The organism is Paraconexibacter sp. (genome assembly GCF_059438195.1).
In genome coordinates, this window is sequence record NZ_JBLKKY010000055.1 from 1 (window position 1) to 23,097 (window position 23,097).

17 protein-coding genes are annotated in these 23,097 nt (G+C 73.5%); 14 read left to right on the top strand and 3 right to left on the bottom strand.

Annotated features, from left to right (window positions below):
* Positions 1 to 1,051, top strand: a 1,051-nt coding sequence (locus ACME2J_RS16660) for a lytic transglycosylase domain-containing protein (RefSeq protein ID WP_495546061.1), incomplete at its 5' end; no start/stop codon positions are given.
* 97 nt (positions 1,052 to 1,148) lie between these two features.
* On the opposite strand, the gene ACME2J_RS16665 is transcribed toward ACME2J_RS16660, so the two are convergent.
* Positions 1,149 to 2,816 carry a RecQ family ATP-dependent DNA helicase gene (locus tag ACME2J_RS16665; protein WP_495546062.1) on the bottom strand — a complete coding sequence of 556 codons (1,668 nt, stop codon included), beginning with the start codon at positions 2,814 to 2,816 and terminating at the stop codon, positions 1,149 to 1,151.
* Between the two features lie 182 nt (positions 2,817 to 2,998).
* Here ACME2J_RS16665 and ACME2J_RS16670 point away from each other — a divergent pair, with 182 nt between their 5' ends.
* Positions 2,999 to 6,691 carry a hypothetical protein gene (locus tag ACME2J_RS16670; protein ID WP_495546063.1) on the top strand — a complete coding sequence of 1,231 codons (3,693 nt, stop codon included), beginning with the start codon at positions 2,999 to 3,001 and terminating at the stop codon, positions 6,689 to 6,691.
* Between the two features lie 75 nt (positions 6,692 to 6,766).
* On the opposite strand, the gene ACME2J_RS16675 is transcribed toward ACME2J_RS16670, so the two are convergent.
* Complete coding sequence (locus ACME2J_RS16675; RefSeq protein ID WP_495546084.1) at positions 6,767 to 9,106, bottom strand: molybdopterin oxidoreductase family protein; 2,340 nt, start codon at positions 9,104 to 9,106, stop codon at positions 6,767 to 6,769.
* 108 nt (positions 9,107 to 9,214) lie between these two features.
* On the opposite strand from ACME2J_RS16675, the gene ACME2J_RS16680 reads away from it, so the two are divergent.
* From ACME2J_RS16680 to ACME2J_RS16720, 9 genes are all read left to right on the top strand, one after another.
* Positions 9,215 to 10,630 (top strand): sensor domain-containing diguanylate cyclase, encoded by a 1,416-nt coding sequence (locus ACME2J_RS16680; protein ID WP_495546064.1) that lies wholly within the window; start codon positions 9,215 to 9,217, stop codon positions 10,628 to 10,630.
* Positions 10,631 to 10,682: 52 nt separating this feature from the next.
* The gene (uvrC, locus tag ACME2J_RS16685) at positions 10,683 to 12,572 is read left to right on the top strand and encodes an excinuclease ABC subunit UvrC (RefSeq protein ID WP_495546065.1); all 1,890 of its coding nucleotides are present in this window, start codon (positions 10,683 to 10,685) and stop codon (positions 12,570 to 12,572) included.
* 17 nt (positions 12,573 to 12,589) lie between these two features.
* Positions 12,590 to 13,510: an RNase adapter RapZ gene (rapZ, locus tag ACME2J_RS16690; RefSeq protein ID WP_495546066.1), complete on the top strand. Its 921-nt coding sequence runs from the start codon at positions 12,590 to 12,592 to the stop codon at positions 13,508 to 13,510.
* 72 nt (positions 13,511 to 13,582) lie between these two features.
* Complete coding sequence (locus tag ACME2J_RS16695) at positions 13,583 to 13,948, top strand: VOC family protein (RefSeq protein WP_495546067.1); 366 nt, start codon at positions 13,583 to 13,585, stop codon at positions 13,946 to 13,948.
* A gap of 149 nt (positions 13,949 to 14,097) precedes the next feature.
* Positions 14,098 to 15,096 (top strand): type I glyceraldehyde-3-phosphate dehydrogenase, encoded by a 999-nt coding sequence (gene gap / locus ACME2J_RS16700; RefSeq protein ID WP_495546068.1) that lies wholly within the window; start codon positions 14,098 to 14,100, stop codon positions 15,094 to 15,096.
* Between the two features lie 16 nt (positions 15,097 to 15,112).
* Positions 15,113 to 16,291 (top strand): phosphoglycerate kinase, encoded by a 1,179-nt coding sequence (locus ACME2J_RS16705; RefSeq protein WP_495546069.1) that lies wholly within the window; start codon positions 15,113 to 15,115, stop codon positions 16,289 to 16,291.
* Entirely contained in the window at positions 16,292 to 17,065 is a 774-nt protein-coding gene (gene tpiA, locus ACME2J_RS16710; protein ID WP_495546070.1) for a triose-phosphate isomerase, read from the top strand.
* Between the two features lie 4 nt (positions 17,066 to 17,069).
* Positions 17,070 to 18,578: a 2,3-bisphosphoglycerate-independent phosphoglycerate mutase gene (gene gpmI, locus ACME2J_RS16715; RefSeq protein WP_495546071.1), complete on the top strand. Its 1,509-nt coding sequence runs from the start codon at positions 17,070 to 17,072 to the stop codon at positions 18,576 to 18,578.
* A complete protein-coding gene (locus tag ACME2J_RS16720; protein WP_495546072.1) occupies positions 18,575 to 19,294 on the top strand; it encodes a class I SAM-dependent methyltransferase in 720 nt (239 codons plus the stop codon). Before gpmI ends, ACME2J_RS16720 begins: the two co-directional genes overlap by 4 nt.
* Before the next feature lie 12 nt (positions 19,295 to 19,306).
* Here ACME2J_RS16720 and ACME2J_RS16725 read toward each other — a convergent pair whose 3' ends face one another.
* Positions 19,307 to 19,897: a TetR/AcrR family transcriptional regulator gene (locus tag ACME2J_RS16725; RefSeq protein WP_495546073.1), complete on the bottom strand. Its 591-nt coding sequence runs from the start codon at positions 19,895 to 19,897 to the stop codon at positions 19,307 to 19,309.
* A gap of 72 nt (positions 19,898 to 19,969) precedes the next feature.
* Between ACME2J_RS16725 and ACME2J_RS16730 the strand changes: the two genes are divergently transcribed.
* Genes ACME2J_RS16730 through ACME2J_RS16740 form a run of 3 tightly spaced genes read left to right on the top strand, consistent with a single transcriptional unit; the run spans position 19,970 to position 23,049 of the window.
* Positions 19,970 to 20,290 (top strand): 2Fe-2S iron-sulfur cluster-binding protein, encoded by a 321-nt coding sequence (locus ACME2J_RS16730; protein ID WP_495546074.1) that lies wholly within the window; start codon positions 19,970 to 19,972, stop codon positions 20,288 to 20,290.
* A gap of 37 nt (positions 20,291 to 20,327) precedes the next feature.
* Entirely contained in the window at positions 20,328 to 21,770 is a 1,443-nt protein-coding gene (locus ACME2J_RS16735; protein ID WP_495546075.1) for a cytochrome P450, read from the top strand.
* A 31-nt stretch (positions 21,771 to 21,801) separates the two neighbouring features.
* On the top strand, positions 21,802 to 23,049 hold the full coding sequence (locus tag ACME2J_RS16740; RefSeq protein ID WP_495546076.1) for an NAD(P)/FAD-dependent oxidoreductase: 1,248 nt from the start codon (positions 21,802 to 21,804) through the stop codon (positions 23,047 to 23,049).
* Positions 23,050 to 23,097 lie beyond the last annotated feature (48 nt).

Genomic DNA, 23,097 nt, shown 5'->3' on the forward strand with positions numbered 1-23,097 from the left:
GGCCCGGCGCAACGGCGCCCGCGACGTGCGCGTCCGGTTCCCCCGCCCGCCGGGGGCCGGCGCCGACGACGTGCCGGTCCGCGTCGTCGTCACCGTCGCCGACGACGTGCGCGCCTTCGGCGTCGCGGTGCCCGCGGGTGCGGTGGCCGAGGCCGAGCTCGTGCCGCCGTCGGGCGTTCCCGCCGGCGCGGCCGCGGGCGCAGCGGGGGAGTACGCGGGCCCGCTGGCCCACCGCGACGGCAAGCCGATGCGCCCCGACGTCGCGCGCGCCTACGATCGGATGCGTGAGGCCGCGGAGGCCGACGGCGTGGCGCTCGTCGTCGTGTCCGGCTACCGCGGCGACGCCGAGCAGGCGGTGCTCTTCGCGCGCCGGCCGGACCCGAAGTGGGTCGCGCCGCCCGGCCGCAGCCTCCACCGTCTCGGCACCGAGCTCGACATCGGCCCGCGCTCGGCGTACGGCTGGCTCGCGCGCCACGCCCCGCGATTCGGCTTCGTCCAGCGGTACTCGTGGGAGCCCTGGCATTGGGGGTACGCCCGCAACGCGGGCAGCGCGTCGGTCGGGTACGGCGGCCGTCGGCCGAGCGGGGACGGCGCCGCGGGGACGGCCCTGCCCGCCTGGGTGCCCGCGGGATACCGCGCGGCGCTCTCGCGGGCGGCGCAGCGGTGGAACGTCGGCGCGGTGCTGCTCGCCGCGCAGCTGCGCGCCGAGTCGGGGTTCGACCCGCACGCGCGCTCGTCGGCCGGTGCGCTCGGCATCGCGCAGTTCATGCCGGGGACCGCGCGCCAGTACGGGTTGCGCGACCCGTTCGACCCGGTCGCGGCGATCGACGCTCAGGCCCACCTCATGCGCGACCTCCTCCGCCTGTTCGGCAGCGTCCCGCTCGCGCTCGCCGCCTACAACGCGGGCCCGGAGGCCGTCCGCCGCTGCGGCTGCGCAGGCCCGTACGCGGAGACCCGCGCCTACGTCGCGAGGATCCTCGCGCTCGTCCTCGGGACCGGCGACGGCGCCGGCCTGGGGGCGGCGGGCATGCCGGTGAGGCTCGTGCGCTGATGCGAGACGAGCCCCGCGCCGTCCACCGGCGAGAACTCGGACCGTGTCGCATGCGGGCCGCCTTTGAGTTCTCGCGCCGCGGTCCGCGGCGCGGCGCTCAGCCGCCGTGGCCGGCGCTCTCCTCGTCCTCCTCCTCCTCCTCCTCCTCCTCGAGGAGGCCCCGCTCCTCGACGAGGTCCTCCGAGAGCGTCCGGTAGCCGATGCGGTCGAAGACGACGACGAGCTCGCCGTCGCCGACGCGCTGGACGGTCCCGTGCCCGAACGTCGGGTGCTCGACGCGCTCGCCGACGTGGTAGGCGCTGTCCGCCTCGTCCTCGGAACCGCGGCCGGCGTCGCAGACGTCGCATGCGCCGCACGGGGGCTCGTAGCCCTCGCCGAAGTACCCGAGGACGTAGGCGCGGCGGCAGCCGTCGTGCTCGGCGTACCCGCGCATCATCTCGACGCGCGAGCGGTCGAAGCTGTGCCGGTCCTCCTCGGCCTGGGCCGCGGCCTCCACGCCGTCGTCGACGTCGGCGCCGCCGACCGCGGCGACCCGACCGTCGTCGAGGACCTCGACGATGCCGGCGTCCTCGAGGCGGTGGACGATCGTCGTCAGCTTGGAGCGCGAGAGGGCCAGCCGGTCGGCGACCTCGCGCGGGTCGACGGGCTGGCCGTGGGCGTCGAGGACGGTGGCGACGCGCTCCATCGTCGCGCGGTCGACGCGCCCGCTCGCGAAGAAGCGCCGGCGCCCGAGGTCCTCGGGCCGGTAGAAGAGCTCGGCGCGGGCGGGCTCGCCGTCGCGGCCCGCGCGACCCGCCTCCTGCCAGTAGGCGTCGACCGACTCCGAGACGTCGTGGTGGACCACCCAGCGGACGTCCGGCTTGTCGACGCCCATGCCGAAGGCGATCGTCGCGACCATGACGTCGACGTCCCCGTCGTCGTCCATGAACGCGTCCTGCGCGCGGTCGCGCTTCGCGTCGCTCATGCCGCCGTGGTAGGCGGTCGCGCGGACGTCGCGCTCCCGCAGCTCGCGCGCGACCTCCTCGGTCGCCTTCTGCGTCGCGACGTACACGATGCCGGTCCCGCCGAGCTCGACGACGCGGTCGAGGACGGCGCGGCGCTTGTCGTCGGCATCACCGGTGATCCGCCGCACGCCGAGCCAGAGGTTCGGCCGGTCGAAGCCGCGGACGACGACCTTCGGCTCGTCGAGGCCGAGCCGCTCGATGATCTCGGCCCGCACCGGCGGGGCGGCCGTCGCCGTGAGCCCGAGGATCGGCGGCCGGCCGAGCGCGTCGGCGGCGGCGGCGAGCTCGAGGTAGTCCGGCCGGAAGTCATGCCCCCACTCGCTCACGCAGTGGGCCTCGTCGACGACGAAGAGCGACGGTCGCGCTGCGGCCAGCCGCTCGCGGGTGTCGGCGCGGGCGAGCTGCTCCGGCGCGAGCAGGACGTGCTCGACCTCCCACGACTCGAGCGCCCGGAGGACCTCTTCCCGCTGCGCGTCGCTCAGCGTCGAGTTGAGCTCGACGGCGCCGCCGCTGTCGGCGTCCTCGGCCTGCTCGACCTGGTCGCGCTGCAGGGCGATGAGCGGCGAGACGACGACCGTCGGGCCGTCGAGGAAGAGCCCGGCGATCTGATAGATCGCGGACTTCCCGCCGCCGGTCGCCATGATCGCGAGCGTGTCGCGGCCGGCGAGCACGCTGCGCACGGCCTCGAGCTGGCCCGGGCGCAGGTTCGGCCAGCCGAAGCGCTCGCGGGCGGCACGGCGGATGTCGGCGTCGCTGGCCACGGTCCGGCGACGGTACCCGCCGCGGCCGCGTTCATACCGCGCCGCGCGGCGGGGCGGCGCCCGCGGTGCGGCCCAGGTCGGTCCCATATCCGTCTCAGCCCCTTGATCGGCGATGCCGGACGCGGTTCGATCGTCGTGTCGGTCGGCGCACACACGACCGACGAGGACGAGGGGAGAGCACGATGCCGCGCAGCCGACGTCTCGCAGGAGCGATGGCGGCGACGCTCGTGCTCGTCGCGATCGTCGCCGCGATCGGTGTCGCGGCAGGGCCAGGTGACACCCGCCTCGTCTCCCAGCCGACGGGCACCAGCGGCGTGCCGGCCGGGCTCACCGGCGACAGCAGTCTGGGCGGAGCGGCAGGGCTGACGAAGCACGGCGAGAACGCGAACCTCTCCCAGGACGGCCGCTTCGTCGCGTTCTCCTCGACGGCAGACGGGATGTCGAGCGAGGACGACGACAGCGTCGAGAACGTGTTCGTCCGCGACACGCAGACCGACACGACGATCCTCGTGAGCCGGCGGACCGGCGTCGCGGGCGCGCCCGCCGACGCCGACAGCTCGCTGCCCGCGATCTCCGATGACGGGACCCGCGTCGCCTTCGAGACGACGGCCGCGCTCGATCCGGTGAGCGACACGAACGGCTCGAAGGACGTCTACGTCCGCGACATCGCGTCCGACACGACGACGCTCGTGAGCGCCGCCCACCTCGGCACCTCGGCGGTCGGCGGTGCGAGCAGGCCGTCGATCGACGGGGACGGGTCCCACGTCGCCTTCGTGACGGACGTCCAGGTCGACACGACGAACGACACCAACGGCAGCGGCGACGTCTACGTGCGTCACATCGCCGCGGCGACGACGATCCTCGCCTCCCGCATCGACGGCGCGGGCGGCGACGCGCGCTTCGGCTCGGCGCCGAGCCTCAGCGACGACGGCGACGTCGTCGCCTTCTACACGAACAGCGGAGACCTCGAGAACGCCGCTCTCGACACGAACGGCACGTTCGACGTCTATGTCCGCACGCTGAGCACCGACCAGACGGTGCTCGCCTCCCGGCCGACCGGTGCGGCGACCGCGGCGGGCGACGGCTTCTCCCGCAACGCGGCGATCTCGGGCAACGGCGACTTCGTCGCCTTCGAGTCGGCCGCGACCGATCTCGTCGCGGGGGACGGCAACGGGTCGATCGACGTCTTCGTGCGCGATCTCAACGCCGACTCCACCGTCCGCGCGAGCCTCAAGGACGACGACACCGAGATCTCGGGTCTCAACGTCGGGACGCAGGCCGCGATCGACGACGCCGGGACCCTCGTCGCCTTCCAGTCCGGGGCCCAGGGCCTCGTCGCGGGCGACGGCGACAGCACGACGACGACGTACGTCCGCGACCTCACCGCGGGGACGACCGAGTTCGTGAGCCGGCAGACCGGGGCGACGGGCGCCGTCGCCGGCGCGCAGGACGCAGCGATCTCCGGGGACGGGAGCACCGTCGCCTTCGCGGGCGGCTCCCATGCGACGACGGACGCCCTGTCGGCCGACGACGACGACGGCTTCGTCCGCGCGTTCGTCCGCCGCCGCTCGAGTCACCCGACCGCACCCGACACGACGCTCTACGTCACCCGACCGAGCGGCACGGGGCCGTTCACGGGCAACGGCGACCTCGAGTCGACGAGCGGCGACCGGGCCGCTTCGTGGGATGGGCGTCACGTCGTGTTCCGCTCGGCGAACGACGCGCTCGTCGACCTCGCGAGCTTCCCGGCGGCGGACGTCGCGGGCGCTCACGTCTTCCGACGCGACACCGCGACCGACGAGACCGTCCAGGTCGACGTCGCCGGCGCCGGCACGGCCTCGCCGGGCCACCCCGCGAAGGGCGGCGGGGTGAGCGGAGCGTCGATCTCCGCCGACGGCGACCGCGTCGCGTTCGACTCGCAGGCCGCGGACCTGCGGCCCGGAGCGGGCAGCAACGTGCAGGTCTACGTCCGTGACGTCGAGGCCGGTGCGACGACGCTCGTGAGCCGCCCGACCGCGATCGCGACGCCGTCACCGGCGATCTGCCAGCGGTCCGCGATCTCCGGGGACGGCAACCGCGTCGCGTTCCTCTGCGCCGACGGCGCCGACCTCGACCCGGCCGTGGCGCTCGGCCCGTTCGCGGGCCGCGAGGAGCTCTACGTCCGCGACCTCGCCGCCGGCACGACGACCTACGTCCACCAGGCCGACGACGAGTCGGTGCCGACGGCCGACCCGACCGACCTGTCCCTCGACTGGGACGGCTCGCACATCGCGTTCGAGTCCACCGCCGATCTCGCGCCGGGTGCCGACAACGCCGCCGAGGACGTCTTCGTCCGCGACGTCGCCGCCGGGACGACCGTCCGCGCGAGCCGGGCGGCCGGCGCCGACGGCGCCGGCGGCGACCAGCCGTCTCGCGCGCCGAGCCTGTCGGGCGACGCGATGCGCGTCGCGTTCAGCTCCTCGTCGAGCAACCTCCACCCCGACGCGACGCACGGCCTCGCGAGCGTCCTCGTCCGCGACCTCGCGACCCACGAGATCCTCCTCGGGAGCGATGGCAGCGGCGGGGCGACGCCCGACGGCCACTCGGTGCAGCCGTCGCTCTCCGAGGACGGGACGACCGTCGCGTTCCGCTCGACGGCGACGAACCTCCTCGGCGGGGGCGCCGACGCCAACGGCGTCGCCGACGTCTTCGTGAAGGACCTCGCGAACCCCGCGGCCGACCCGGTGCTCGCGAGCCGCTCGGCGTCGCCGGGCGATGCTCTCGGCGACGCCGCCTCGGAGACGCCCGCGATCTCCGCCGACGGGCACTGCGTCGCCTTCGCCTCGTCGGCGGCGAACCTCGACCCCGGGTGGACGACGAACGACGCGACGCAGGTCTTCCGCCGCGTCGTGAGCGGAGAGTGCCCGGACACGACCCCGCCCGACACGACGATCGAGTCCGGGCCGTCCGGGCCGACGAGCGACTCGAGCCCGACCTTCACGTTCTCGGCGACCGAGCGCCGGGCGTCGTTCGCGTGCGCGATCGACGGCGGCGCGCCCGCGCCGTGCACGACGACGTTCACGACCCCCGCGCTCGCCGTCGGTCCGCACACGGTCTCGGTGACGGCGACCGACGTCGTCGGCAACGCCGACCCGACTCCCGCGCAGCGAGCCTTCACCGTCGAGGCGCCTCCGCCGCCGCCTGCGCCTCCACCGGCGCCCGCGCCCGCTCCCGCGCCGGTGTTCCCGTTCGTCGCTCCTCTCGCCACGGCGGTCGTCGAGCCGCCGTACTCGGCGAAGATCCAGGTCCGCCGCGCCGGCGTCCCGCGGGACGGCAGCCGGCGTCGCCTCGACGTCCTCGCGCGGATGACGAGCCGGATCGACGACGAGGACGTCGAGATCAGCTACGTCTCGAGCGGTCGCCGGACGCGCTTCGAGGAGACCGTCGACGAGGGCACGATCCGGATCGACCAGCGGCTCCCCGCGCGGCAGTCGCGCAAGGACACGGGGATCTTCACCCTGCGGTTCGCGGGCAAGGACGGGGCGCCCGGCGTGCGCGACCAGTCGGTGCGGCTGCGCGCGGCCGACCAGAAGGCCCGGCTCACCCGGGAGCGGCTCGAGATCCGGGACGGCCGGCTCCTCGCCGAGGGCACGATCTCCTCCCGGGCGCGCGGCGTCGTGCGGATCAAGGTGGAGTACTCCGACGCGGCGGGCCGCCCCTTCCTCTTCACCGACCGGGCCGAGATCGACGACGGCGAGTGGAAGCTCGACGCCGAGCTTCCCCCGGACGCGCGCGACGGCGGCTACGTCGCGATCCTCTTCACCGGCTACGAGAAGGCGCGCGGCGGACCCATGCGCGGCGAGCAGCTCGCGAAGGCGGTCGGCGTCGGCCGCTGAGGCCGCGCATCACGCCCCCGACCTGACGTTCCTCACGCCCAGCGTGAGGAACGTCAGGCGGGATGCGGCGGTCGGTCAGGCCGCGGCGACGGTGACCGGGATCCCGTTGAGGACGGCGGTCCCGGTGATCGGCTCGACGACCGTCTCGTCGGTGAGGACGTTCGAGTTGACGCCGGCGTGCTCGCGCGCCACGCCCATGTCGACGCCCTCGGCCCCGTGGCCCCAGCCGTGCGGGAGCGAGACGACGCCGGGCATCATCTCGTCGCTCACCTCGACGGGAGCGACGACCGAGCCGGCGCGGGAGGCGATCGACGCGCTGCCGCCGTCGGAGAGGCCGAGACGCGCCGCGTCGTCGGGATGGACGAGGAGCGTGCAGCGCGCCGGCCCGCTGACGAGGAGCGGCAGGTTGTGCATCCACGAGTTGTTCGAGCGCAGGTCGCGCCGGCCGATGAGGAGCAGGCCGGCGTCCCCGTTCGCGGCGCTGCGCTCGGCCGCCGCGTCGAGCTCCTCGACGAGCCGCGGGACGTCCGCGAGCAGGGCCTCGGGCGCGAGCTCGATCTTGCCGCTCGGCGTGCGCAGGACCTCGGGCAGCCGCCGCTTCAGCGGGCCGAGATCGAGGCCGTGCGGCGCGCCCTCGAGGGCGCCGAGCGAGACGCCGTCAGGGGCGGCGGCGAGCGTCGCGGGCAGCGGGTCGTCGCCGTTGGGTCCCGCGCCCGACGCGCGGGCGAGACCGGGACCGGGCGCCCCGATCCCGGGGAAGCCGGCGCCGAACGGGCCGCAGCGCAGCGAGAGGTCGAGGATCCGCTCGGGACCGCGCCGCTCGCCGAGCGCGGCGAGGACCTCCTGCGGGTCGCGGCCCTCGACGGGGGAGCCCTCGGTCGCGCACTCGCGCCGCACCGCCTCGGCGGTGATCGCGTCGTCGATCGCGGCGACGTCGGCGTCCGGTCCCTGGCCGGTCGCGATCCCGACGAGCCGCAGCAGCGTCTCCCACTCGTCGGGCATCCCCTCGGGAGCCCGGAGCGTCGGCGGCGAGTAGTTCGCGATGTCGCGGACGGCGAACGGGTAAAGGAAGAGGTCGTAGTGCGCGCGCTCGAACGGCGACGGCGTGGGGAGGACGACGTCGGCGTGGCGGGTCGTCTCGTTGAGGTAGATGTCGACGCTCACCATGAAGTCGAGCGAGGCGAGCGCGCGATCGAGACGCTCGCTGTTCGGCGTCGAGACGACGGGGTTGCCCGCGACGGTGAGGAGCGCGCGGACCTGTCCCTCGCCCGGCGTCTCGATCTCCTCGGCGAGGCAGGCGACGGGCAGCTCGCCGAGGACCTCGCCGAGCCCGCGGACGCGGCTCGACCAGCGGGCCGGGCGGGTCCCGCGCCCGTGCGGGCCGGGCCGGCCCTGGGTGTTCGGCGACCCGGCGACGGGCGTCGTGAACATCGCGCCGCCCGGCCGGTCGAGCGCCCCGCAGAGGACGTTCACCGCGTCGACGAGCCAGCTCGCGGTCGTCCCGAACGCCTGCGTCGTCGTGCCGATCCGGCCGTAGACCGCGGGCCGCGGGCTCGCCGCGAGGTCGCGCGCGAGGGTGCGGATCGCCTCGGCGTCCGTCCCGCACGCGGCGGCCGCGCGCTCCGGCGTCACCGGCGCGACCGCCTCGCGCAGATCGTCGAGCCCGGCGACGAGGCCCTCGGCGGCGCCGAGGTCGACGAGGTCCTCGGCGAAGAGGACGTGCGCGAGCGCGGCGAGGAGGAAGGCGTCGGTGCCCGGGCGGATCTGGAGGTGCGTGTCGGCCTCTCGCGCCGTCCGCGTGCGGCGCGGGTCGACGACGACGAGGCGGCCCCCGCGGCCGCGCAGGGCCCGCAGCCGCCCGCGGACGTCCGGGGCCGTCATGAGCGAGCCGTTCGACGCGAGCGGGTTCGCGCCGAGGACGACGAGGAGGTCCGTGCGGTCGAGGTCGGGGATCGGCACGCTCACCGCCGTCCCGAACATGTGGGCCGCCGCGATCTGCTTCGGATACTGGTCGACGGTGCTCGCCGAGTAGACGTTGCGCGTCTGCAGCGCCTTGAGGAGGACGCGGCCGTAGACGGACGGCCCGAGGTTGTGCGCGGTCGGGTTGCCGAGGTAGGCGGCGACCGCGTCGCGGCCGTGCGCCTCCTGGACGCGGCGCAGGCCCTCGTCGACCGCGGCGAACGCCCCGTCCCACGTCGCCTCCGCGAACGACCCGTCCGGCTGCTTCACGAGCGGGGCGCGGAGCCTGTCCGGATCGTCGTGCAGCTCGGTGAGCGAGACGCCCTTCGGGCAGAGGAAGCCCGCGCTGAAGACGTCGTCGGCGTCGCCGCGCACACGGGTCACGCGGCCGTCGTCGACGGTGACCTCGAGGCCGCAGGTCGCCTCGCAGAGGGGGCAGGTCCGGACGGTCGTCATCGTCGCCATGGCGGCCAGCCTCGCACAGCGCGGAGCGGACGACCACCCGTCGAGGTCGGCGGGCCGACGCTCAAGGACGACGCCCTCCCGGACGACGAACGGGGTGCCATGGATGGCACGTTCCCGAACGGGGTCCAGGACTGGACCGCAATGCTCGACCCTGCCGCCGCGCGGTGCTGCGAGAGCGCTCTCGACGGCCTCGGCAGGCTTCCCGTCTTCGACGGCACCGTCGACCGGATCCTCCAGGTCGTCGACGATCCGAACGCGACGAACGACGAGCTCGTCGCGGCGATGGCCGCCGACGCCGGCTTCGCGGCGAACCTGCTGCGGTTCGCGAACTCCGCGGCCCGGTCGCACACGATCCGGGCGACGTCGATCCGTCAGGCGGTGATGTTCTGCGGGCGCGAGGCGCTGCGGCGTCTCACGCTCGAGACGGCGACCTACCGCTTCCTCGAGCGCTTCCGCGGGGGCGGCGGGGCGGCGTACGGGCAGCTCCACCTCCACTCGCTCTCGGTCGCCGTCGGCGCGGCGGGCGTCGCCGACCGCGCCGGACACCACGGCGACCTCGCGCACCTCGCGGGGCTGCTCCACGACGTCGGCAAGCTCGTCCTCCCGCGGGCGTTCGGCGACGAGGCGCTCGACGCGATCGCGCGAATCGCGCCGTCCGGCCGCGAGCGCGTCGCGCTCGAACGCGAGCGGCTCGGCATCGACCACGCCGCGGCGGGCGCGCTGCTCGCCCGCCGGTGGGGCATCCCGGAGCCCGTGCCGGCGGCGATCGCCTGGCACCACGGCGGATACGACGGCGAGGCCTGCCCGACCGCCGAGGTCGCCTGCGTCCAGGTCGCCGACCTCGTCGCCGCGATGCTCGCCGGGTCGCCCGCCGATCAGGACCTCCTGCAGCGCGCGCTCGAGCGGGCCGACCTCCACGCCGACGTGCTCGACCTGGTCGCGACGGAGACCGCGCTGGCGACCGCGACGGCGATGGACACGGGCCTGCAGCGCCGCGTCGCGCAGCTCGAGCGGCTCGCCTCGTGCGACGACCTCACCGGCATCGCGAACCGTCGCCACTGGACCCACGGCGTCGCGGATGCGCTCGAGCGCGGGGAGTGGGGGACGGTCGTCCTCGTCGACGTCGACGAGTTCAAGAGCGTCAACGACACCCACGGCCACGCGACGGGGGACGCCGTCCTGCGGGAGGTCGCGCACCTCCTCGCGGGATACGGGCATCCGGCCCGGCTCGGCGGCGACGAGTTCGTCCTGTGGAGCACCGCGCCGCGGGCGACCGTGCACGCGCACGCCGTCGAGCTGCTGGACCGGCTCTCGGCAGCCTGCGCCTCCCGCGACGATCTGCCGTCCGGGGTGGGGCTGTCGGCGGGGCTCGCCTCCGCGCCGCTGCACGGCACGGAGCTCGACGGCCTGCTCGCGGCGGCCGACGCGGCGCTCTACGCCGCGAAGCGGGCGGGGCGCGGCCGGGTGGAGGTCGCCCCGGAGCCCGGCTACGCGATCCTCGCCCAGGCCGCCTGAGGCGCCGACCCTCGCACGGGCCGGAGGTCCGGCCCTCGTATCCTCGGAGGGGATGTCGACGGTGCCGTCGGAAGGCCGCAGGACCCGGCTCGCGGAGCAGCGCGCGAGCCTGCCCGACGGCCCGGGCGTCTACCTCTTCCACGACGCGAAGGGGAAGGTCATCTACGTCGGCAAGGCGAAGTCGATCCGCAAGCGCGTCGCGTCGCACTTCTCCAACCCGGTGACGCGCGGCGCCTACGAGATGGTCGACGCGATCGAGTCCGTCGAGTTCCTCCTCGTCGCGTCCGAGACCGAGGCCTTCCTCGCCGAGCAGAACTTCATCAAGCAGTACCGGCCGCGGTTCAACATCCGGCTGCGGGACGACAAGAGCTACCCGTTCATCGCGATCTCGATGGACGAGGCGTTCCCGCGCGTCTACTTCACCCGCGAGAAGCACCGGAAGGGGCGCCTCTACTTCGGGCCGTACTCGAGCGCGAAGCGCGTCCGCGGGACGCTCGACCTCCTCACGAAGATCTTCCTGTTCCGCTCGTGCAACGGCACGGAGCCCGGCCGGCGGTCGGGCTCGCCGTGCCTCGACTACTACATCAAGCGCTGCGGGGCGCCCTGCGTCGGCTACGTGAGCGAGGAGGAGTACCGCGAGTCGATCGACGGCGTCGTCGCGTTCCTCTCCGGCCGCTACCGCGAGATCGAGCGCGACCTCGAGGCGAAGATGAAGGCGGCGGCCGCCGCCCAGGAGTTCGAGCAGGCGGCGCTCGAGCGCAACCGGCTGCGCGCCGTCCAGTCGCTGCTCGAGCGCCAGCGCGTCGCGAACGAGTCGGTCGGCACCGTCGACGTCGTGGCGGTCGCGGTCGAGGGGACGGACGCGAACGCGCAGGTCTTCCAGGTCCGGGACGGCGTCCTCGCCGACCGCCAGAGCTTCTACCTCGAGAACCCGTCCGAGCACGGGGCGGGGGAGGTCGCGAGCGAGTTCCTCCTGCAGTACTACGGCGACGGGACGTCGGTGCCCCCGCAGATCGTCGTCCAGCACGAGCTCCCCGACCTCGACGTGCTGCAGTCCGCGCTCGCCGAGCGCCGCGGCCGGGCGGTCGAGCTGCGCGTCCCGGAGCGCGGTGACAAGAGGCGGATCCTCGACCTCGCGGAGCGCAACGCCGCGCTCGCGCTCGACCAGGAGAAGCTGAAGAGCGAGCGGCGTCGCCAGCAGCGGGTCGAGGCCCTCGACGGCCTGCAGGAGGCGCTCGGCCTCGACGTCCTCCCGGTCCGCATCGAGTGCTTCGACATCTCCAACCTCATGGGGACGCACACGACGGCGTCGATGGTCGTCTTCGAGGGCGGGGCGCCGAAGAAGTCGGACTACCGGCGGTTCAACATCCGCGGTGCGGAGGGGATCGGCCGGCCGGACGACTTCGCGTCGATGAACGAGGTGCTCCGCCGCCGGTACGCGCAGTGGGAGTCCCAGCAGGAGCTGAGCCCGCACGACCCGAAGCGCAACGAGAGCTTCGCGACGCTGCCGAACGTCATCGTCATCGACGGCGGCAAGGGGCAGCTCTCGGCCGGCGTCGAGGCGCTCGAGGGCTTCCGGGAGCGCGGCGTCGCGGTCGTCTCGCTCGCGAAGCGGATCGAGGAGGTGTTCGTGCCCGGGCGCTCCGACCCGATCGTCCTCGCCCACGACACGCCGGAGCTGCAGCTCCTGCAGCGGGTGCGCGACGAGGCGCACCGGTTCGCGATCACCCACCACCGGACGCGTCGCGACGCGGCGATGACCGCGTCGGTCCTCGACGACCTCCCCGGCGTCGGCGAGGCGCGCAAGCGCCTGCTGCTCTCGCACTTCGGCTCCCCCGAGGCGATCCTGTCGGCGAGCCGGGAGCAGCTCGAGGCGGTCCCCGGCCTGCCGGGCAAGATCGCGCGCGATCTTTACAACTTCCTCCATCGCACCTCGGGATGAGCTGCGACCATGAGCCGATGGCGGTGACCGGAGACCCTGACGCGGCGGCCGAGGAGATCGGGTCGAAGCTCGCCGACCTCGTCATCATCACCGGCTTCTCCGGGGCGGGGAAGTCGACCGCGATGAACGTCTTCGAGGACGCCGGCTACTTCTGCGTCGACAACCTCCCGCCGGAGATGATCAAGGCGCTCGTCGACCTCTTCATGCACGAGGGGTCGAAGGTCGAGCGGGCCGCCGTCGTGAGCGACGTCCGCGGCGGCTCCTACTTCGAGGGGCTGCGCGAGATGCTCGACGAGCTCGACGAGCGCGGCATCGCCCACCAGCTCCTCTTCCTCGAGGCGAGCGAGGAGGCGCTTCTCACGCGGTACAAGGAGACGCGTCGCCGCCACCCGCTCGCCCCGGAGTCGTCGGTGGCGCACGGCATCGCCGACGAGCGCGAGCTGCTCGCGCCGGTCCGCGGCCGCGCCGACGCGATCGTCGACACGACGGGTCTCAACGGGCATGCGCTGCGGCGCCGCATCGCCGATGCGTTCCTCCCGCGCAAGACCGCGACGCGCCTCACCGTCACCTTCCAGAGCTTCGGCTTCAAGCACGGTCCGCCGCGCGACGCGGACCTCGCGTTCGACGTCCGCTTCCTGCCGAACCCGCACTACGTCCCGGACCTGCGGCCGCTCACCGGCGAGGACCGGCGGATCGTCGACTACGTCTCGCGCGACGGGACCCTCGACGAGTTCTACGGCCACCTCGTCCCGCTCCTCGACTTCCTCCTGCCCCAGTACCTCGCCGAGGGCAAGACGCACCTCATGGTCGGGATCGGGTGCACGGGCGGCCGTCACCGCTCGGTCGCGATCGCGGAGCACCTCGGGGAGCGCTACCGCGAGCGCGACGACCTCTTCGTCGAGGTCGCCCACCGCGACAAGGGCCGCGGCACCCCCTGACCGGGCGGAGGGGGGCGCGGAGGACGCCGACCGCGGGCCATCCGTCCGGGCGCGCGGCGAGGATCCTCCGCCGTGTTCGCCCACGTCGGCTTCGAGGTGTCCGACCTCGCCCGCTCGGCCGCCTTCTACGACGCGGTCTTCTTCCCGCTCGGGTGCCGTCGCCAGTTCGAGGCCGAGGGCGCCGTCGCCTACGGTCGGCTCGACCCGCGCTTCTGGATCGTGCAGAGGGGGCGGGCGCCGCAGCCCGGCTACGGCCACGTCGCGCTCGAGGCGACCGGCCGGGCGGCGGTGGACGCCGCCTACGCCGGCGGTCTCGGCGCGGGCGGGGTGGACGACGGGCCGCCGGGGCCCCGGCCGCAGTACGGGTCGCGCTACTACGCCGCCTACCTCCGCGACCCCGACGGCCTCCGGGTCGAGATCGTCGCCGGTCAGGACTGAGACATCGGCCCCCGTGGGCCGCCGGGTGACGCCGTGTCGGCGGCAGGACGGTCCGGAGCGCCGGGTACTAGGGTAGGAGCCCCCTCGCCGCACCCCTTCACGCGCGCGGCGTTCCCCGGCACCTGAGACAGACAGGAAGGATCGACTCCATGCCCGTACGCGTCGGTATCAACGGGTTCGGCCGCATCGGCCGCAACGTGTTCCGTGCCGCGAAGACGGCCGGCGCCGACATCGAGTTCGTCGCGGTCAACGACCTCACGGACTCCGAGACGCTCGCGCATCTCCTCAAGTACGACTCGATCCTCGGCCCGTACCCGGGGCCCGTCGAGGCGACCGGCGACGGCCTCAGCGTCGACGGCAACACGATCAAGGTGTTCGCCGAGCGCGACCCCGGGGCGATCGACTGGGCGGCGCACGACGTCGACGTCGTCCTCGAGTCCACCGGCCTCTTCGCCGACGGCGAGAAGGCGAAGGCCCATCTCGGCGGGTCGGTGAAGAAGGTCATCATCTCCGCGCCCGCGAAGAACGAGGACGTCACCCTCGTGCTCGGCGTCAACGACGACCAGTACGACAAGGACAAGCACCACGTCATCTCGAACGCGTCCTGCACGACGAACTGCCTCGCGCCGTTCGCCAAGGCCGTCCACGACGCCGTCGGCATCGAGCACGGCCTCATGACGACCATCCACGCGTACACGAGCGACCAGCGGCTCCTCGACGCCCCGCACAAGGACCTCCGCCGCGCGCGTGCCGCCGCGACGAACCTCGTCCCGACCTCGACGGGTGCCGCGAAGGCCGTCGGCCTCGTCCTCCCGGAGCTCAACGGCAAGCTCAACGGCTTCGCCGTCCGCGCCCCCGTGCCGACCGGCTCGGTCGTCGACCTCACGATCGTCACGTCGCGCGAGACGAGCGCCGAGGAGCTCAACGCCGCCGTGAAGGCCGCCGCCGAGGGGCCGATGAAGGGCATCCTCCGCTACACCGAGGACCCGATCGTCTCGACCGACATCGTCACCGACCCGCACAGCTCGATCTTCGACGCGCAGCTCACGGCGATGATGGGCACGACGATGGCGAAGGTCGTCTCCTGGTACGACAACGAGTGGGGCTACTCGAACCGCTGCGTCGATCTGCTCCAGCGGGTCCTCTAGGAGCCGGCACCGCCACGTGCGCACGCTCGACGATCTCGACGTCGCCGGCAAGCGCGTCCTCGTCCGGGTGGACTTCAACGTCCCCCTGGACGACGACGGCGCCGGCGGGCGTCGCATCACCGACGACACCCGCATCCGCGCGGCGCTCCCGACGATCGAGGCGCTGAGCGAGCGGGTCGGCGCGGAGGGCCGGATCATCCTCTGCGCCCACCTCGGCCGGCCGAAGGACCGCGAGCCCGAGCTGTCGCTCGCCCCGGTCGCGGCGCGTCTCGGCGAGCTCCTCTCGACCGACGTCGCGCTCGCGCCCTCGCTCGACCCCAGCGCGATCCCGCCGGCGCCGGTCGTCATGCTCGAGAACGTCCGCTACGAGAAGGGCGAGACGAAGGACGACCCCGAGCTCGCCGGTCGCTACGCGGACCTCGCCGACGCCTACGTGAACGACGCGTTCGGCGCGGCGCACCGCGCGCACGCCTCGACCCACGGGGTCGCGAAGCTCCTGCCGAGCGCCGCCGGGCTCCTCCTCCAGCGCGAGGTCGAGACGCTCACCGGCATCCTGAAGGCGCCGGCGAAGCCGCTCGTCGCGATCGTCGGCGGCGCGAAGGTGACCGACAAGATCGGCGTCATCGACGCGTTCCTCGACCGCGCCGACGCGATCCTCATCGGCGGCGCGATGTGCTTCCCGTTCTTCGCCGCCCAAGGCCACTCGGTCGGCTCCTCGCTCTGCGAGGAGGACGGGATCCCCGTCGCGAGGCGCGCCCTCGACGACGCGCAGGCGAAGGGCTGCCGGCTCCTGCTCCCGACCGACCTCGTGCTCGGCGATCGCTTCGCCGCCGATGCGGAGGTCCGCGCGCTCGACGGCGTCGACGTCCCGGAGGGCTGGATGGGCCTCGACGTCGGCCCGCGCACCGCGGAGGGCTACGCCGCCGAGATCGTCCCGGCGGGCACCGTGTTCTGGAACGGCCCGATGGGCGCCTTCGAGCTCGAGCCGTTCGCGGCCGGGACGAAGGCCGTCGCCGAAGCCGTCGCACGCTGCGGCGGGACGACCGTCGTCGGTGGCGGCGACAGCGCCGCCGCCCTCGCCCAGTTCGGCCTGGAATCGCAGGTCACCCATCTGTCGACCGGGGGCGGTGCGTCGCTCGAGCTCATCGAGGGCAAGACGCTTCCCGGGGTCGAGATCCTCGGAGGAGTCAGCTAGATGTCACGTACGCCGCTCATCGCCGGCAACTGGAAGATGCACAAGACCGTCGAGGAGGCGGAGGACTTCATCCAGGCGCTCCTCCCGCGCGTCTCGACGACCGAGGGCGCGGACGTCGCCCTCTGCGTCCCCTTCACCGCCCTTCAGGCGATGGTGGACTCGACCCGCGGCTCGCGCGTCGAGATCTACGCCCAGAACGTGCACGAGGAGGCGAGCGGGGCGTTCACCGGCGAGGTGTCGGCGCCGATGCTCGCCGAGCTCGACGTGCACGGCGCGGTCGTCGGCCACTCCGAGCGTCGCCAGTACTTCGGCGAGAGCGACCGTGCGCTCGGCAAGAAGGTGCCGGCCGTGATGGAGGCCGGTCTCAAGGTGATCCTCTGCGTCGGCGAGACCGAGGAGGAGCGCGAGAACGGCGACACCGAGCGTCGGCTGCGGCATCAGGTGCAGGAGGGGCTCGAGCAGGTCCCGACCGAGCGGCTCGCCGAGGTCGTCATCGCCTACGAGCCGGTCTGGGCCATCGGGACGGGCGTCACGGCGACCCCGGAGCAGGCGCAGGACGCCCTCGCGTGGGTCCGCGCGCTCGTCGCGGGCCGCAGCGAGGAGCAGGCGGCGCGGATGCGCATCCTCTACGGCGGCTCGATGAAGGCCGAGAACGCCGCCGAGCTGCTCGCCCTCCCCGACTGCGACGGCGGCCTCATCGGCGGTGCCTCGCTCGACCCCGAGAAGTTCGTGCCGATCGTCGAGGCGGCGGTCGCGCAGGGCGCGAAGGGCTGACGCCGTGCCGGCGCCGCTCCCGTCGGTCTGCCTCGTCGTCCTCGACGGCTGGGGGCTCGCGCCTCCCGGCCCGGGCAACGCGGTGTCGCTCGCGTCGACGCCGGTGTTCGACGACCTCTGGGAGCGGTTCCCGCACACCGAGCTCACGGCGTGCGGGCGCGCGGTCGGGCTGCCCGAGGGGCAGATGGGCAACAGCGAGGTCGGCCATCTCAACCTCGGCGCGGGCGCGGTCGTGCGGCAGGACCTCACCCGCATCGACGACGCGGTCGCGGACGGCTCGCTCGCCGAGAACGCGGTGCTGCGCGAGGCCTTCGAGGCCGGTCGCGACACGCGGGTGCACCTCATCGGGCTCGTGAGCGACGGCGGGGTCCACTCGTCCGACCGCCACCTGCGGGCGCTCATCGAGATGGGCGCGCAGCTCGGCGTGAAGGAGCTCGTCGTCCACGCGTTCACCGACGGCCGCGACACCCTGCCGACCGCGGGCGCCGGGTATGTCTCCGACGTCGAGGCGTCGTGCGCGCAGGCCGGCAACGCGCGTGTCGGCTCGGTCATCGGCCGCTACTACGCGATGGACCGCGACAAGCGCCGGGAGCGCACGCAGGCCGCTGTCGACCTCCTGCTCGAGGGGAAGGCCGACCATCACGCCGAGACGGCCCGCGCCGCCGTCGAGGCCGCCTACGCCCGCGAGGAGACCGACGAGTTCATCACCGCGACGACGGTCGACGGCGAGGCGCGCATCCGGCCCGAGGACTCCGTGCTCGCGTTCAACTTCCGGCCCGACCGGATGCGGCAGATCACCGAGGTCCTCGCCCCGAAGGTCGCCCGGTACACGTGCCTCACCGAGTACGACGAGTCCTGGGACTGGGCGGTCGCCTTCCCGCCCGATCGCCCGAGCGTGACGCTCGCCTCGGTCGTCGCCGCGACGGGCCGCCCGCAGCTCCACGTCGCGGAGACCGAGAAGTACCCGCACGTCACGTACTTCTTCAACGGCGGGGAGGAGACGCCGTACGCGGGGGAGCGGCGCGAGCTCGCCGACTCCCCGCGCGACGTCCCGACCTACGACCACAAGCCGGAGATGAGCGCCTGCGAGGCCGCCGAGCGCTTCGTCGAGGCGTGGAGGAGCGACGACCCCGCCTTCGGGATCATCAACTTCGCGAACCCCGACATGGTCGGCCACACCGGCGTCATCCCGGCGGCGGTGAAGGCGATCGAGACCGTCGACACCTGCCTCGCGGATGTCGTCCGCGTCGTCACGGAGAGCGGCGGGGCGCTCGTCGTCACCGCCGACCACGGCAACGCCGACCACATGCTCGAGCCCGACGGGTCGCCGAACACCGCCCACTCGCTCAACCCCGTGCCGTTCGTGGTCGTCCTTCCCGACGGCGTGCCGGCGGACGGTCTCACGCTCCGCGAGGGCGGCATCCTCGCCGACGTCGCGCCGACGGTCCTCGACCTCCTCGGCGCCGAGCAGCCGGCCGAGATGTCGGGTCGGTCCCTGCTCGCCCGGGCGTGAGCGAGGAGTACGACCCCGACAACGTCCTCGACCGCCTGTCGAGCGCGTCGGCCCTCGCGACGCACGACGCGTGGATGAAGGAGCGCGAGAGGCGGCTCCTCGCGCGGCACGTCGACCTCGAGGCCGGGGGCGACGTCCTCTCGATCGGGGCCGGCTGGCACCCGGGCCGCCACCTCTTCCAGGCCCCGGCGTGGCGTCTCGTCGCGAACGACCTCGACGCGGCGCGGGCGCACTCGGTCGTCGAGACCGGGCGGGCCGACGCTGCCGCGCCCGGCCGCGCGGGCGAGCTGGACGACCTGGCCGACGCGTCCTTCGACATCGTCCTCTGCCGGCTCGTGCTCCATCACGTCGTCTTCCAGCAGCCGCTCGCCCCGGTGTTCGCCGAGGCGGCGCGCCTCCTGCGGCCCGGCGGCGTCCTCGTCGCGGTCGAGCCGGGCGTGCGCCATCCGGTGGGGGCGGGGCTCGCGCTCGCGAACCGCCTCGGCCTCGGGACCGCGGTCCACGGCACGCCGGACGACGTCCCGCTCGACCCCGACGTGCTGGTCGCGGAGGCGAGCGCCGCGGGCCTCGCCCCGCGCCTCGCCGCGGTCACCTACACGTGGCGGCGGATGCCGGCGTGGATGCAGCGGCTGCTGCACCCGCTCGACGAGGCGCTGGGCGCCCGCCCGCACGCGGCCCGTGCGGGGCACACCCTCCTGCTCGTCGCCCGGAGATAGCGCAGCGGGCGGTCAGCCGGCCGTCGCGGCGGCCCAGACGAACGCGAGCTGCGCGATGAGCGCCTGCTCGTCGACCGAGGGACGCAGCACGTGCTCGGTGATCGAGCTCTCCGTCATGTAGACGAGGGTGTATCCGCGGGCCCGGACCGACTCCTCGTCGAGGTCCGGCGTCCCCGCGCGGACCCGCGCTTCGGCGCCCGGACGGAAGCGAGTGTGGAACGCGCGCCAGAACTCCGCGACCTCGACGTCGTACGTGGCGGCCTCGACGACCGCGCCGAGCGTGGCGGCGTGGCGCTGGAAGACGCGGAGGACGCCCTCGAGGGTGTCGCGCACGTCGCCGTCGGCACTCTCGAGCCACGGGCCCGCGACGGCGGCGAGATCCTCCTCGAACGCCACGCCGAGGTGGAGGACCAGGGCTCGCTTGTCGCGGAAGTACGAGTAGAACGTCGGGCGCGACAGCCCCGCCCGCTTGACGATCTGCTCGATCGAGAGGTCCGCGAAGGCCACGCCCTCGCCGAGCCACGCGAGGGTCGCGTCGACGAGCGCCTCCTCGGTCGCGCGTCGCGCCTCGGACCCCTCGGATCGGCGTGACAGGACGGCCATACGAGCACCGTACACGTCCATGCATGACGTTTCCACTTGACATCATGTCAATCCTCGGCATATGGTCATGCCATGGGAACCATCACCTTCGTCGAACACGACGGCACCTCTCACGACGTCGACCTCGTCGACGGCGAGTCGCTCATGCAGCTCGCGACGAGCAACGGCGTCCCCGGCATCGACGGCGACTGCGGCGGCGAGGCCTCGTGCGGGACGTGCCACGTCATCGTCGACGACGCCTGGATCGCCACGGTCGGGACGCGCTCCCAGGAGGAGAGCGAGATGGTCGAGATGTCCCCCGAGTGCGTCGCGAACTCGCGCCTCGCGTGTCAGATGAGGGCGGCTGCGAACCTCGACGGCCTCAAGGTCCACCTCCCCGAGTACCAGATGTAGAGCCCACCCCTTCGACGACAAGCGGAAGACGAGAACCATGACGACCACCGACAGCGTCCTCGACCGGGCCAAGGCCAAGATCACCACGAAGGTGCAGGCGAGCTTCCCCGTCGACCGGCAGGTGCAGGCCGCGCACCTCGCGGAGAAGGCGAAGCGCCTCGCGGGCATGAGCAAGCCGCTCGTCTTCACGGAGGAGCCGATCCCGGACCCGGCCGACGTGCCGCTCACCGAGATCGACGTGAGCAACCCGTTCATGAACCGGCAGGGCCAGTGGTACCCGTACTTCGCGCGGCTCCGCGAGGAGGCGCCGGTGCACTACCAGCCGAACAGCCCGTTCGGGCCGTTCTGGTCGATCACGCGCTACGCGGACATCCAGGCGATCGACAAGGACACGAAGCGGTTCTCGGCCGAGCCGCACATCGTCCTCGGGCCTCCGCCGCTCGACGTCGAGATGTTCATCGCGATGGACCCGCCCCGGCACGACGTGCAGCGCAAGGCCGTCCAGGGCGTCGTCGCGCCGCGGAACCTCAAGGAGATGGAAGGGCTCATCCGCGAGCGGACGCAGGAGGTCCTCGACGACCTGCCGACGGGCGAGCCGTTCGACTGGGTCGACCGGGTCTCGATCGAGCTCACGGGTCGGATGCTCGCCACCCTGCTCGACTTCCCGTACGAGCAGCGGCGCAAGCTCACCTACTGGTCGGACGCCATCAGCGGGACGGCCGAGGGCACCGGCGGCACGACGCACCAGGACGAGTTCTTCACGGCCGCGCAGGAGGCGGCGCAGAGCTTCACCGAGCTGTGGCACGACAAGGCGGCGCGCCGCGCCGCCGGCGAGCCGGACGGGTTCGACCTCATCACCCTCATGCAGACCTCGGAGGAGACGAAGGACCTCATCAAGCGGCCCTACGAGTTCCTCGGCAACCTCACGCTGCTCATCGTGGGCGGGAACGACACCACGCGGAACTCGATGTCCGGCGGCGTCTACGCCCTCAACCAGTTCCCGGACGAGTTCGAGAAGCTGAAGGCCGACCCGTCGCTCATCCCGAACATGGTCGCCGAGATCATCCGGTGGCAGACGCCGCTCGCCTACATGCGCCGTGTCGCCAAGGAGGACGTCCACCTCGGTGGTCAGTTCATCCGCAAGGGCGACCAGATCGTCATGTGGTACGCCTCCGGCAACCGCGACGAGAGCGTCTTCGAGAACGCGGACGCGCTCATCATCGACCGCAAGAACGCGCGCAACCACATGTCGTTCGGCTTCGGCGTGCACCGGTGCATGGGCAACCGCCTCGCCGAGATGCAGCTGCGGATCCTGTGGGAGGAGCTCCTCGCCCGGTTCGAGCGGATCGACGTCGTCGACGAGCCCGAGTACGTCCAGTCCAACTTCGTGAAGGGCTACCAGAAGATGATCGTCCGGCTCACGCCCAAGGAGGGCGTCGCGGAGGACGCCGATCGCACCGAGGAGACGTCGGCCGCCTGAGTCCGGGCGCCGGCGACGAGGAGGAGGAGCGATGGCAACCGACCGAGTGGTCGTCGTCGGCGCCAGCCACGCGAGCGCGCAGCTGTGCGCGAGCCTGCGCCAGAGCGGCTGGGCCGGCGAGATCCTGCTCATCGGCGACGAGCCGTCGCTCCCGTACCAGCGGCCGCCGCTGTCGAAGGCCTTCCTCGCCGGCGAGACGAGCCTCGCGGACCTGCTCATCCGCAAGCCGGACTTCTACGAGAAGCAGCAGGTCGCCTTCCGCCAGGCCCGCGTCACCGGGATCGATCGCGCGGCCGGGACCGTGGTTCTCGGCGACGGGGACACGGTGGGCTACGACGCGCTCGTCCTGTGCACGGGGGCTCGGCCGCGCCGGCTGAACGTCCCCGGTGCGGACCTCGCGGGCGTGCACGTCCTGCGCGATGCCGCGGACACGGAGGCGATCCGGGCCGACCTCGCGACCGCGCGTCACGCGGTCATCGTCGGCGGCGGCTACATCGGCCTGGAGGCGGCGGCGTCGCTGCGCAAGCTGGGCGTCGCCGTCACCGTGCTCGAGGTGGCCGACCGCGTGCTGCAGCGCGTCACGGCCCCGGAGGTCTCGGCGTTCTACGAGCGCGTGCACCGGGAGGAGGGCGTCGACGTCCGGGTCGGCGTGGGCGTGACGGCGCTCGAAGGCGACGGACGCGTGAGCGGCGTCCGTCTCGACGACGGCACCTCGATCCCCGCCGATCTCGTCGTCGTCGGCGTCGGCGTCGCGCCGAACGTCGAGCTGGCGCAGGATGCCGGGCTCGCCGTGGACGACGGCATCGTCATCGACGAGCACGGGCGCACGGACGATCCCCGCATCTTCGCGGCCGGGGACTGCGCCAGCTACCCCGACGCTCGCGAGGGTCGCCGCGTGCGTCTCGAGTGCGTGTCGAGCGCGGTCGAGCAGGCCAAGACCGTGGCGGCGACGATCTGCGGCGAGGACAAGGCGATCTCCGCGCTGCCGTGGTTCTGGTCCGACCAGTACGACGTCAAGCTGCAGATCGCCGGCCTCTGCGCCGGCTACGACGAGACGATCCTGCGCGGCGACCCGACCGCGGGTCGCGGCTTCACCTGCTTCTACCTCTCGGAGGGCAGGCTCGTCGCGGCCGACTGCGTCAACCGGGCGAAGGAGTTCATGTTCAGCAAGCGGGCCATCACCGAGGGCCTCTCGCCGGACCGGGCGGCGCTCGCCGATCCGGACACCCCGTTGGCCTCGCTGCTCGGCGCGCCCGCGCCGGCGACCCGCGCCGGCTGACGGCGGCAGCCAGGGTCGCTGCGGTAGCCAGGGACGCGGCGGCAGCCA